The 13,228-nt window shown below is 34.4% G+C and carries 7 protein-coding genes and 2 pseudogenes; 4 read left to right on the plus strand and 5 right to left on the minus strand.

Annotation, left to right across the window (positions count from 1 at the left end):
- The first annotated feature begins 208 nt into the window (after positions 1–208).
- The 3 genes and pseudogenes from polA to nth all read left to right on the plus strand — a co-directional run bounded on the left by polA (position 209) and on the right by nth (position 4,730).
- Complete coding sequence (gene polA / locus AABM58_RS04495; protein WP_338406489.1) at positions 209–2,728, plus strand: DNA polymerase I; 2,520 nt, start codon at positions 209–211, stop codon at positions 2,726–2,728.
- Positions 2,729–2,854: 126 nt separating this feature from the next.
- Positions 2,855–3,835 (plus strand): annotated as a pseudogene (locus AABM58_RS04500) (IS110 family RNA-guided transposase).
- A gap of 256 nt (positions 3,836–4,091) precedes the next feature.
- Positions 4,092–4,730 (plus strand): endonuclease III, encoded by a 639-nt coding sequence (gene nth / locus AABM58_RS04505; protein ID WP_338406490.1) that lies wholly within the window; start codon positions 4,092–4,094, stop codon positions 4,728–4,730.
- Positions 4,731–4,760: 30 nt separating this feature from the next.
- Here nth and AABM58_RS04510 read toward each other — a convergent pair.
- Together AABM58_RS04510 and AABM58_RS04515 are read right to left on the minus strand one after the other, a co-directional pair.
- A pseudogene (locus tag AABM58_RS04510) lies at positions 4,761–5,587 on the minus strand (IS5 family transposase).
- A gap of 49 nt (positions 5,588–5,636) precedes the next feature.
- The gene (locus AABM58_RS04515; RefSeq protein WP_338406491.1) at positions 5,637–6,953 is read right to left on the minus strand and encodes a hypothetical protein; all 1,317 of its coding nucleotides are present in this window, start codon (positions 6,951–6,953) and stop codon (positions 5,637–5,639) included.
- A gap of 304 nt (positions 6,954–7,257) precedes the next feature.
- Here AABM58_RS04515 and AABM58_RS04520 point away from each other — a divergent pair, with 304 nt between their 5' ends.
- A complete protein-coding gene (locus AABM58_RS04520; RefSeq protein ID WP_338406492.1) occupies positions 7,258–8,763 on the plus strand; it encodes a type II secretion system protein GspD in 1,506 nt (501 codons plus the stop codon).
- 7 nt (positions 8,764–8,770) lie between these two features.
- Here AABM58_RS04520 and AABM58_RS04525 read toward each other — a convergent pair whose 3' ends face one another.
- The 3 genes from AABM58_RS04525 to ligA form a co-directional block, all read right to left on the minus strand.
- Positions 8,771–9,730 carry a P44/Msp2 family outer membrane protein gene (locus tag AABM58_RS04525; RefSeq protein ID WP_338406901.1) on the minus strand — a complete coding sequence of 320 codons (960 nt, stop codon included), beginning with the start codon at positions 9,728–9,730 and terminating at the stop codon, positions 8,771–8,773.
- 66 nt (positions 9,731–9,796) lie between these two features.
- A complete protein-coding gene (gene mtaB / locus AABM58_RS04530; RefSeq protein WP_338406493.1) occupies positions 9,797–11,023 on the minus strand; it encodes a tRNA (N(6)-L-threonylcarbamoyladenosine(37)-C(2))-methylthiotransferase MtaB in 1,227 nt (408 codons plus the stop codon).
- Positions 11,024–11,115: 92 nt separating this feature from the next.
- Complete coding sequence (gene ligA / locus AABM58_RS04535) at positions 11,116–13,104, minus strand: NAD-dependent DNA ligase LigA (RefSeq protein WP_264339493.1); 1,989 nt, start codon at positions 13,102–13,104, stop codon at positions 11,116–11,118.
- Positions 13,105–13,228 lie beyond the last annotated feature (124 nt).

Raw genomic sequence — 13,228 nt, forward strand, 5'->3', positions numbered from 1 at the left:
TGTCATGATAAGGGCGCTGGCGGAGTTTGTCAAGCAAGTTTTTCGTTTCTATTCCCAATGTTATATGGTTATGCAAGAAGTCTAATGGGAATTGGTATAACCATGCATGAATGCTATTTTCGGCAAAATCTCTTACAACACTCAAAAACAAAAACTTGATTTTCGCAGCTAAATAGTGGACCATCAAAAGCACGCATAAATATCTACAATGAAAGAAAAAACTTTCACAATCATCGATGGCTATGGTTTTCTTTTCAGAGCTTACTATGTACTACCTCACTTAATTACCACAACAGGAATGCCAATAGGTGGCGTATATGGCTTTCTGAATATGGTTCTTAAGTACATTGCTCATTCAGACTACTTAACTATAGCATTTGATGCAGGGAAAAAGAATTTTAGGCACAATTTATATCCTGAGTACAAAGCGAACAGAGTAACGCCTCCTGAGGATCTAACTCCACAGTTCACCATACTGAGGGAAGCGGTAGAAGCTTTTAACCTCAGCTATGAAGAAATTGAAGGTTATGAAGCAGATGACATAATCGCAACACTAGCTGCAAAATATGCCAACCACCAAGACTTTAAAGTGGTAGTCGTTTCATCAGATAAAGATTTGTTTCAACTCTTGAACCACAATATTTTAATATTCGACCCCATTAAAAATATATATATAGATGAAAAACAAATAGTAGAAAAATTTGGTGTAAACTCACACAAGCTTCTTGATTTATTTTCTCTAACTGGTGATGCATCCGATAACATTCCAGGCGTTCCGGGAATAGGTCCGAAGACTGCAGCTAAATTACTAGATGAATTTGATTCATTGAATAATATTATAGAGAACATTGATAACATCGAGCAAACGAGGATTCGTAATATTCTTACCGAACATAAGGAAAAAGCACTAATTTCAAGAGAACTTTTATCACTATGCGAAAAAGTAGACCTTCAACATGATATTGCAAAATATGAAGTCCATTCTCCAAATATGGAAAAACTATTATCCTTTTTAAAGAAGTATGAATTCAATTCTTTAATAGGTAAAATGGAAAAGCTTTTTTCCTATAATGGGTCTAGCACAAAAGAGAAAATAGAATATAGTAGTGAAGAGTTAGAGAAATTTTTGGAGCATTGTAGATATGAAGGCAAAATTGCAATTCATTACCACCTTGAAAACAATGTATTAAGTCTATCTTATAGCGAAAGTAATATTTTTTATATAGAGCAAGACAGCATACAAGATGCACTCATTATAATTAACTTAACTTTGCTCTCAAATGGAGTGCTTAAAATAATACATAACATTAAAGAGATCAGGAAAATCTTCCCTACAGTAGAGAAGATGCTAGATTCAGTTGATGATTTGATGATAATGTCGTATAGCTTGGATACAGGAAAGCATGATCACAGTATTCCAAACATAGTTGCACATAATTTGAGTGAAAATGCAGAAATTTTCTCGGCAAAAACTTTAATAGCAATTCATGAAAAGCTAAAGCAAAGGTTATTTCAGGAAAAATTGCTCACAATTTACGAGCGCTTCGATAAGCCACTTATGAAAGTAATATTTGATATGGAGAAAAATGGGATATTACTGAACATACAAAAATTACAGGAGCTGTCCGATAAATTTCAGCAGGTAATTGCCGTGCTTGAAGATGAGATATATAATTTGGCAGGAGAAAGATTTAATATTGCTTCGCCAAAACAATTAAGTGATGTTTTATTCAACAAAATGGGGCTTAATAAAAAGAAAAAGTCAAAAAAATCTGGATCGTATAGCACCAATTATGAAGTTCTAGAGGCACTCGAAGAAGAAGGGGTAGAAATCGCAAGTAAAATTCTAAATTGGCGACATTTAAGTAAATTAAAAGGCACCTACACTGATGCATTAATAAAGCAAGTTGATCCACTTGATGGTAGAATACACACAAGCTTTTCAACGACTGCAACTGCAACTGGAAGGCTGAGCTCCAGCAATCCTAATTTACAGAATATTCCTATCAGAAGCGAAGAGGGAAATCTCATCAGACAAGCATTTATTGCGCCAAAAGGGCATAAGATAATTTCTGCTGACTATTCACAAATAGAGTTAAGACTCCTGGCACACGTTGCAAACGTTGCAGCATTTAAAGAAGCTTTTGCAAACGAACAAGATATTCACGATATCACCGCTAGGCAAGTTTTTGGAGTGCAAGAAATAGATGAGCAATTAAGACGCAAAGCAAAATCCATTAATTTTGGAATTATATATGGCATTAGCCCATTTGGTCTTGCAAAACGGCTTGGAATTACCATTGCGGAAGCTGCTGAATACATTAATTACTATTTTTCCTGTTACCCAGAAATAAAGGTCTATATGGAAAAAGCAGTGTCTATCGCAAGATTGCATGGTTATGTAGAAACTTTGTTTGGCAGGAGATGCTTTGTAAGAGACATAAACAATACAATTCCTTATGTAAGACAATTTGCAGAAAGGGCAGCAATAAATGCACCACTGCAAGGCACCGCCGCTGATATAATAAAACGTGCGACGATTCAGCTTTTTGACCAATTGAAAGTAGGTAAAATAATCCTCCAAGTTCATGACGAATTGCTTGTTGAAGTGGAAGAGAGCAGAGTGCAAGAAACAGCAAAACTTGTGAAAAATATAATGGAAAATGCAATAGAAATTTCTATACCACTTGAAGTAGAAATAAAAATTGGCGACAACTGGGGTTCTTAATTATGATTTAAACATTGCGAATTCTAGGAGTATAGGAAGAAGACCTCGTTACCCAGATTCTGCCACCGGTGTGGCCCATAAAATTTGGTGACGCGTATAGGAGAATGGACCAACCGGTACTCTGATATGTTGGAGTATTCAATAAGAGGGAAAATTTATGCGTTACATAGGCATTATACTAATAGATTTACTGTTTGTTACTTGCAAGAAGGAAAACCGGAGTATATTCAAACGTTTCGCTTAAAAGACTTGAATAATTTTATCAGAAATCTTCAAGAAACAGATGAAATAGCCTTAGAGGCGACAGGTAATAGCTATTTTTTTTATGATACCTTACGTTAAGCGTGTTGTTGTGGTTGCTCCCTTGCAATTTGAAGTTATTCTTCGTTCTGTGAACAAAACAGATAGGCACGATGCAAGAGCTATTGCTTTTTTTCTAAGCAAAGATATGCTGCCTGAAGCAAAGCAAACAATGCCAGCAGTTAGCTTCTATTCTTAAAACAAGAGATCAGTTAGTAAAATCGCGGGTATCTTTAATCAGCAAAATGCATGGCCTTTTTAATTACCATGGAATAAAGATTAAAAAGGAGGTACTTACAACCAAATCTGGATTTGAACGTTCTCTTGGTAAACATGATAGGAGTTACTTGGAAAAGGTTGAGATTGAAGTGATTAGCAGTAATCTGGAAGTCATTCGAGAAAGTCTCAAAAAACTTGAAAAGGAAATTATAGCTTTTGCTAAACAGCTTCCTGAATCTCATCAGCATTAAAGGCATTGGTGCAATTTCTCAGCTGTTTTTATTGCAACAATAGGTGATATTAATGATTTTAGTAATCCAGAAAAGCTCACAGCTTATTTTGGAGTTGTACCTCGAATCCAATCAGCAGTGCACAATTGGAACAAACGTGATAGGTCGTACTTCTTTAGTACAGTGCACTTGGATTGCTGTACGCTTATCTGAACAGCTTTTACGAGCATGTAAAAAAAAGCGTGGTTCTGCTAAGGCTATTATTGCAACTGCCAGGAAGTTTCTCACAACTATTTTCTATACTCTTAAAAATGACTGGGTTTTTAAAGATTTTACAAAATATGAAATTTCTAATTGACAACAATCATAGGAGAAAAGTAGAGAGAAAGTTAAACTGATTTTTACTGTTGACAAGACGAATAAAATAATATATAGGCTCAAAATAGTTGGTTGTGGTAGAAGTTATGTTTTGCAGAGGTGGCAAGCGAATTTGCTGAGAGGAGTTTCGATGAAGTAAATCTAATGTATCTGATGTTAACACTGAACAGCCATCTAGACCTTAAGCGATTGAACTTACACAGCAAACAGTATAGTATAAACTTTTAGCTCTATGCATGGATTCAAAAAAAGTAGAACTGATATTTGAAAGATTTCAGCAATCAAACCCTACGCCAAAAATAGAACTAAATTATACCAATCATTTTACGTTACTAGTCGCGATAGTTTTATCAGCACGGACAACTGATGTAAGTGTTAACAAAATTACAAAAGAACTATTTAACATTGCTGATAAACCGAAAAAGGTGCTGAGCTTTGGGCAAAACGAGCTGAGAAAACACATAAGCAGTATTGGTTTATATAATTCCAAAGCAAAAAATATAATTGGGCTTAGTAAAATATTGGTAGAACGATACAACAGCAAAGTACCTACTGATTTCGATGATTTGGTGTCCTTGCCTGGAGTGGGGAGAAAGAGTGCTAACGTCTTCTTAAATTCAGGACTCGGCATTCCGACATTGGCAGTTGATACTCACGTTTTTAGGGTGAGCAATAGAGTTGGACTTGTGAAAGAAAAAGATGTGTTTAAAACAGAACAATCTCTTTTGAATGTAGTTCCAAAAAAATACCTACTTTATGCTCATCATTGGCTAGTTTTACATGGTAGATATGTTTGCAAGGCACAAAAACCTTCGTGTGAGACGTGTATAATTCATGATTTATGTGAATTTGAGCATAAAAGGTATAAAGTCTAGGCAGTGTCGACATTAGACTTCTTTCAAAATTCATGTATGGAGCTCAAAATTGTGAATTGCAGCAATCAAATTAAACCTTAAACCAAAACGTTTTCGTCGGTTTCTATACCTGTCCGAGATGATTTTAAACCTTTTCAATAAGCCAATTACGTTTTCAACAATTGCCCTTTGGCTCATAAGTGCCCTGTTCTCTTTTTTTTGTTCTTTGCTTAACGGATTCTTTTTCATTTTCCTGTGCGGTAATACAACATTTTTGTGTATCTTCTGCATTCCCCTGTAGCCGGCATCAGCTAAGATTTTGGTGTCCGGTAATATTGCTACCTTTGATTCTCTAAACATCCGAAAATCGTGTTTTCTACCATTCGAGAAAGATGTGCATATGACTTTTTTACTCTTCTTCTCTGTTACTATTTGTGTTTTTATAGTATGCCTTTTTTTCTTTCCAGAGTAGAAGGGCTTTTGCTTTTTTTTGGTCTCTCTACTGGCGTTTCAGTTCCGTCTATTACTAAAACTTCATATTCTACATCACTCTTTAATAGCTCTTTTTTTCCTGGTAATGCAAAATCTGGATGTTTTATTAATATGTCTTCTACCTATCTTATTATTTTAAAACTGTTACTTTCACTCATGCCATAGCTTTGCCCAATATGAAAATATGTACGATATTCTCTTATATATTCCAGTGCCATAAGTAGCCTGTCTTCTATGCAAAGTTTACTTTTTCTTCCACTTCTAGCTTTTTTTCTTTTATCCTCCACTTCTAGAATTTCTACCATTCGCTCAAATGTTGCTTTTTTTACCCCTGTTAAACGTCGAAACTTTTCTCCTTCTAACTTTTCTATTTCCTTATATTTCATGCTTTCAAATACTTCATCTTACACTCCCTCTAACAATTTTGAAAGAAGTCTATTGTTTTTTCTTCACACTGATATCTGCTTGTACTGCTGGAGTGGTTTTGTTTTCAGCAAGCTGCACATTTGCATTTTCTTTTGCTTGATTTTGCTCAATTTTTTCTTTTAATGCCTTTACTTTACTGCCCCTCTCGCGATTAGCTGCTACTTTTGGTATCGCCTTACCAGCAGCTTTTTGTACTGATTGCCTATGGCCTCGATTTTCAGATTTTAATGGTACTGTAGGTTTACTTTCAGCTGCTACTACTTTTAGCTCTATACTTACTTTTTGGCCTAGATTTTTAGGCTTTGGCGGTACTGCAGGTTTATCTTTGACTACCACTTTCGGTTTTTGTCTAACTTCTTGACCAGTGGTAAACATTTTTTCTGGTATTGGCGGTGCTATTGATGGTTTTGGCAATATTAGAGGTTTAGACTGTTGTTTTCGTTTACGTTCTCTTTTTGCTTCTATATGTTCTTGAGAAACTATTGCATAAATTGGCCCTTCTTTAGGTGGGTTTGAACTCTGCGAATTTTCTGTTGGAATTTTGCTTTGATAATTTGATATTTCTTCATATTCAGACGATTCACTCAATGGACTTTCATAGCCTGAATCCTCAGAAAGATTTTCCTTAGCATCAGGCATGCTAAAACTACTAGCTCCTTTTAGTAAAGAAGATGTAGACTTTGTCTTGCTTTCTCCACCTGAGGATATTTCTGATTTAAAGCGTACCTTCCTCGAATCTGGAGCAGCCGGAGGTGCTGTTGTTGGCCGCTTTATTTGCCTCATGCGATTACCACCTAATTTTTCTTTTGGCTGTTCTTCTTTTCGCAGCTCAAAAGTACCTTCCTTTTGCTTTCTACCTTCCAAACTCACTTCGTGTGATCTATCTTTTCCTTGACTCTTTTCACTTTGCTCTAAATTTAAAGGGTCTTTTAAAATATTATTTTTTCTTAATTCTTTTTCTAATTGTTCTAAGATATCAATTTTTTTTAAAATTCTTGTATACTTAGCTGCTGTTTCTAAAGTGAAACTTGACAACTCATCATTTACAAAATTACTTATACTACTGTTCTTGGTTGGGAAATTTTTTCCCAAAATTCTATTCATTAATGTTTTAAAAAGACCTAATGGCGGTTCTACATAATTGTTCAAGTCAGTATATATAACAAACTCAGCTATACCTTTTGCCTCATCTGTAAAACCTTCTAATGCATGGGATAAATTCCTTAACGTTTGGTTATATTGTTTCTCTGCATTTCCTAGCCTTATAGCTTCTATCAAGGAGTCGAAATTTTTTTTATAGTTCTCACTTTTAAATGGATCATTCATACTAATTACAGCTCATTATTTATTAAAATATAGATCTAAAATATTAAGATCTAGTAAATGTTACTTTTGTAATTCATGTAGAACTATAGCTATAATAAGTAATACCGCCGCGGTATCTCTAGATCCCGCTAACACGTAGCGGGATGACGGTTTTTCAAATCTTCGGTAAATCTAAGTCAGTTTAGCTATAGCCAGTGTAGGTCAAGCCAATATATGACAATTATCTGCTCGATGAAAATGAGATTAAATACATTTTTAATACTTTTATAGAAATCTATTAGTATAGATTTTGTATGCTGTTCTAATGGCTATTTTTAAATGCTTAATACTCCTCTTCATTATTTCTTGCACACACCTGCCTACTAAGCAACATCTCACTAATATAGACAACGAAGATCATCATAATATAGGTGAGCACGATTATTCGTTGCAACAATATAACACCTCTTTGGAGAGTAATGAACCGGCAATACCAGAAATTATACCTTTACCAGTAGAGTTTCCCGATCTTACAACCAGTAATCAGCTTATTTCTATTAATGTTAGTGAAGAAGTATCAGTAAAGGATTTGCTGATTGAGATAGGAAAACTTTCTGACGTTAACTTGGACATAGATCCCAAAATATCAGGTAATATTATTTTAAAGCTAAAAGATAAGGATATAAACGAAGTAATTCAGAGTATAGCAAATAGCGCCAAACTGCGTTACTCAACAAGTAACGGTGTAATTAGAATTGAGCAGAACTTGCCATACGCGCAAAATTATTACGTAGACTTCATTAATATTCAACATTCTGCTCAAAGCAGTTTCGTCATTAGTAACAATATTACTAACAGTGATGGAAGTAACGTTGATAGGGACTATAACAATGTTATGAAGTCTCAATACAGTAGTGACTTATGGAACTCATTAGAAAAAGGCTTGAATGCAATAATGGATGTTAACGGGGTGGATGATGGCGAATTCCTTTCATCCAACAGAGAAGCTGGTGTTATTATTTTGAATGCTAGAAAAGATATCCACAAAGCTGTTGAAGAATATATTAACAAGGTTAAGAAGTTAGCGTCTTCTCAAGTAATGATAGAGGCAAAAATAGTTGAAGTTGTGTTAGATGACAAGTACCTTTCCGGCATGAACTTAAATGATTTACACAATGGAACCAAGTCTATAATAAATCAAGATAACTCCATTATTAACCTAGCAATGAACTTTGGTGCGAGTGATTTAGGGGATTTAGTAAAAAATTTAGACAAATTTGGCACTTCAACCGTAATTTCAAGCCCTAGAGTACATGCTATAAATAATCAGCAAGCGATGATTTCATTTACTAAAAACCATATTTATTTTACTTCCGACATACAAAAAGATACTAGAAACTCTAATCAGACCTTAATTACCAAGATGAATAGCGTCCCAATAGGTGTTGTGCTAATAATCCACCCAAGCATTAACATTGATACTAGTGAAATATTCATGGATATACATCCAACTTTATCAAGAATTAACGGCTACACTAAAGATCCAGATATAGAGTACGTCACACAGCAGAGTAAAATGAAATTAAATAGCGACATTCCAATTGTTGAAATCAGAGAAATGAACTCTATGTTAAAAATTAAGAGCGGTGAAATTATGGTAATTGGCGGGCTTATAGAACATAGAGAAGATAAGCAAAGCTTATTGCACCAGAAGTCAAAAAGGCTAGCGAATAATATTAGAACAGTAGAAACTGTCATTTTTTTAAAAGCAACAATCGTACCAACATTTGGTTTGTTAGATAGAAAAGATAAGAATTTATATATATATTAAATCATTACTAAAAATTAAATATCAAACCAATTTCAATATTGTGAGTAGATATTTCATCTGCAATAGGTGTCGGAATGCTAAAATAACGATAGCCGAGAAAGGTTTTGACTTCTGGGATTATTGAATAATTAACACCAAGTTTTATTTGATAAGCAAACCAAGGAAGATTAAGTGGCATTGAATTTTGGGGTGACCCACTAATCCTTTTTAATCTAAAAACTGTTGGCCCTATACCAAGACCGATGTACGGAGCAAATTGTGTACCCTGAATGCTGGGATTATAATAGAAGTTTAACAAAAACGCAAATACACTTGCTGATTTATCAAATACCGGAGGAGAATTACTATCTTCAATATTGGCTCTAGAATACATGGTTTCAAAATCAACTCGGCCATTTTCTCCAGCATAGTAACCTAAAGATATGCTGTTAAGCCATTGGAAATTAATTTTACCGTTAAACTGCCGTATACTCTCAATTTCATCTACTAATCCCTTTTTTATTAACCCTGATATTGCATTTTCTATCCAAGAACTATTAGGATCATCTGCATTGATTAAACTAATAAATCTTTCTCCTATTGCCTTTATACCCTTTACAAATGTTTCTGAATTATCATGGTATACCTTACCACCGTTAGCGCTAACATAAAAATCAAGTTTTTTTGATTTTTCTTTTGTAATCTGCTCATTATCAGCTTGATCTGCAATACGTGACCACATATTTTTCTGATCAGCTACTTGGAGAATAGAAGGTTGTTCAGTAGGACTACTTTCAAGTTCTTGATATTTTATTGGTATTTCTTTTGCAGTAACCTCCTCAGAACGTATCACACTTTTATTATTGTCTGTTTCTAATTTTAAGGGTTGTACTTGCTCAATGTGTGTATCATTACTAATATAAGTAATAAAAAAATAGACACATGAAATGAAAATCAAAAATAAAGTAATAGATATTCTAGTTATCATAAATGAATTCACAATTATCATTTACAGTATAATTACTATATCGTATATTTCTTCAATGTACAAAAATTAAGAAAAAATATTTCCAATTAGATAATTATTTTCCACTCCTTTAACATTAACTTTCACAATACTCTTGGCCTGAGCTTTTGATTCAAGCTTTACTAATGCAAAATTTTCTGTTCTACCGACATTATTTTGCTCAACCAGAACACTTTGTTCAGTGCCTATCAAAGATTGATAAAAGCTACTCATCATTTCTCTATTCATTTCTCTTAAATTTTTTACTCGTTCTTTACGCACATTCTCTGGTACTTGTGGCATTCGTGCAGCAGGTGTATTCTTCCGCTCTGAATATGGAAAAGCATGTAGGTAAACTATATTTGTTTTTTTCAGTAAATCAACTGTATCCTGAAACATTTCATCAGTTTCTGTTGGAAATCCAGCAATAATATCAGCGCCAAATGCTATATTAGGCCTCAAGCTCTTCATTTTATGACAAAATTCTATCACTTGTTCTCTGTTGTGACGACGCTTCATTCTCTTTAGTATTAAATTATTACCAGATTGTAGACTCAAATGTAAATGAGGCATAAGTCTTAACTCATTAACTATTAAATCCATTAATTCGTCGTCAACTTCAGCAACATCGATAGAGGAAAGTCTTAGTCTCTTCAACTCTGGTATATCTTTTAAAACTCTCCTAATCATTGAACCAAGTGATGGCTTACTCAACAAATCTGTACCAAAGTCAGTAATATCAACTCCTGTAAACACTACTTCTTGATATCCATTTTCTACAAAGATCCTAATTTGCTCTATAATACTGTTTATTGGCACAGATCGATTATCCCCTCTTGCCTCAGTAATTGAGCAAAATGTGCAGCTATGATTACAACCATTTTGAATTTCAATAAATGCCCTTGATTTATCTTCAAATCCATTAATTAGAACAGGTTCTACTTGGCTATCACTGACTAAGATTTTATCGTCATTTAGTAAGTAATTTTCAGCTTTTAACTTATCTTGATTACCCAGCACTTTACTCACACCAGGAATACCACTATACGATTCAGGATCCAACTGAACAGCACAGCCAACTACGATAATTTCTTTACTTGGGTCGTTTTTATAGATCTTACGTATTTTTTGCTTTACTTGGCGTTCTGCTTCGTTTGTTACTGCGCAGCTATGCACCACAACAACATTTTCTCTCTTTGCTTTTTTTAATGCTTCTTTGATTAACTCACTCTCGTAAAAATTGAGACGACAACCAAATGTTATTACTTCATTCATGCTAGTATTCTTTACAATTTAATTATTATATCAAACATCCAAGCAAAATGACCATTGTTTTGGAGTGCTATGCAGACGTTGAGATCTAAGTTTCATTTGAACACTCCCAAACTTATCACTTTATGCCACTGGTCTTCATCTAAAATTTCTACACCTAATTCCACTGCCTTTTTATATTTGGATCCTGGTTTTTCTCCTGCAATTAGGTAGTCAGTTTTAGCAGAAAGATGTGAGCTGACCTTTGCTCCTAGAGTTTTGGCTCTTACTTTTGCCTCTCCTCTACTCATAGCAAGTAGCTTACCAGTAAACACTATAATTTTATTATTTAAAACAGAGTCACTAGAGTTGGAGCTCACAGAAAGAATTTGAAGACAAGCAGTAAGATCATTTAACATTTTGATGTTATGTTCCTTAGAAAAAAATGATTCCAAAGATTCAGCTACTTTTTTTCCTATGCCGTCTATACCTACTAGCTCAGTATTATCTGATGACAGTTCAATCATCGAATTATACCAATTATCATAAGAAACATAATAATCTGCAAGCAATTCTGCTGCAACTTGGCCAATAAATCTAATACCTAAAGAAAATATAAACCTATCTAGAGTTATTACCCTTCTGCTTTGTATAGCATTTAATAAATGAGCTATTGATTTCTTGCCCCAACCAGACTGTTCTTCCAGATTAAATTCATCCAATCTTTCTTCTAAAGTAAAAATATCGGGAATTTGTTTTATCAGACCAAGGTCGTAAAAAAACTCTATCTGCTTATCACCAAGGCCAACAATGTCAAATGCATCTTTCGATACAAAATGCTTTAGTTTTTCTATTATTTGAGCTTTACAGGCAAATTCCTCAGGACATCTTACTGCAGCCTCTCCCTCAACCTGACGTACTTTACTACCACATTCAGGGCATACTTCAGGAAACACAAATTCAGGTGTATTTGGAAGACGAGAATCTCTGCTTACTTCAACGATCTGGGGAATTACATCCCCTGCCCTTTTGATTGTTACAATATCTCCCTCTCTTATGTCTTTACGTTTTATCTCATCTTGGTTATGCAGACTTGCTCTACTAACTAGCACCCCACCAACATTGACTGGCACTAAATCTGCAACTGGAGTTAAAACCCCTGTTCTGCCCACCTGTATAAATATTTTATTTAACTTTGTTTTTGCATAAACCGCAGAAAACTTGTATGCAAGTGCTGAGCGCGGTGCTTTATGAGTATTCCCTAGACGATTTTGTAGTACCAAATCATTTACTTTATAGACTATTCCATCAATATCATAATCCAAGTTATAGCGACAGTTATAGACCTCGTTATAGAACTTCAGCATTCCATCTAAACTACTCGTTAAGGACTGATGCTCATTTACGCAAAAACCAAGTGCCTCAAGCTTATTTAGTACCTCACTTTGACTTTTCTCTGCTCCACCAATCAAAGAATAAGCAAAATATCTAAGAGGTCTGCTTGCTGTAATGTTTGCATCCAATTGCTTTAGAGAACCAGCGGCTGCATTTCGAGGATTGGCAAATTCATCGTTTTCATTTAACTTTAAAAAGTCGCTGTTACCGATGTATATTTCACCTCTTACTTCTAGTCTTCCTTGCACACCTTGCAAAAACTTAGGAAAGCCTTTTATTGTTGCAACATTGTGAGTGACATCTTCCCCTACAAAACCGTCACCTCGAGTTGCAGCTTTAATAAATCTTCCATCCTCATAAATTGCAGAAAACGACAACCCATCAATTTTTGGTTCACATAATATCTCTATTTTGTCCTCAATTAAAAACCTCTTTATTTTAGACAAAAATTTCTCTACACCTTGTTCATCATAAGCATTCTCAAGGGAAAGCATAGGTTCTTGATGTTCCACCTTAGAAAACCTCTCATCAGGTGGAGCACCAACACTATCTTGTGTTGCATAAATTTCTGGCTCTATTTCAGCTAACTTTTTCTTCAGTTCATCATATTCAGCATCACTTATTTCTGGCTTATTTTTTTGGTGATACAAAACATTATGATAATTTATTTGATCTTGCAGTTTTTCTCTCATCTTTTCTAAGTTAGTCATGATACCAATATAATGCTACATTAGCCTTTGTCGTCAAGCTGTGAATTTTCTTGAATTTATCATATGGTCTTAATCCATCAAATATCAAAGGTGCCACAATGCTATAGCCATACTTATTCTTCTC

Source organism: Wolbachia endosymbiont (group A) of Longitarsus flavicornis, from assembly GCF_963931955.1.
Taxonomy (GTDB): Bacteria; Pseudomonadota; Alphaproteobacteria; order Rickettsiales; family Anaplasmataceae; genus Wolbachia.

What these genes read in the sequence shown, in the direction of transcription:
- polA (WP_338406489.1), top strand. Translation starts at nt 209, where the DNA reads ATGAAAGAAAAAACTTTCACAATCATCGATGGCTATGGTTTTCTTTTC.
- nth (WP_338406490.1), top strand. Translation starts at nt 4,092, where the DNA reads ATGGATTCAAAAAAAGTAGAACTGATATTTGAAAGATTTCAGCAATCA.
- AABM58_RS04515 (WP_338406491.1), bottom strand. Translation starts at nt 6,953, where the DNA reads ATGAATGATCCATTTAAAAGTGAGAACTATAAAAAAAATTTCGACTCC.
- AABM58_RS04520 (WP_338406492.1), top strand. Translation starts at nt 7,258, where the DNA reads ATGGCTATTTTTAAATGCTTAATACTCCTCTTCATTATTTCTTGCACA.
- AABM58_RS04525 (WP_338406901.1), bottom strand. Translation starts at nt 9,730, where the DNA reads ATGATAACTAGAATATCTATTACTTTATTTTTGATTTTCATTTCATGT.
- mtaB (WP_338406493.1), bottom strand. Translation starts at nt 11,023, where the DNA reads ATGAATGAAGTAATAACATTTGGTTGTCGTCTCAATTTTTACGAGAGT.
- ligA (WP_264339493.1), bottom strand. Translation starts at nt 13,104, where the DNA reads ATGACTAACTTAGAAAAGATGAGAGAAAAACTGCAAGATCAAATAAAT.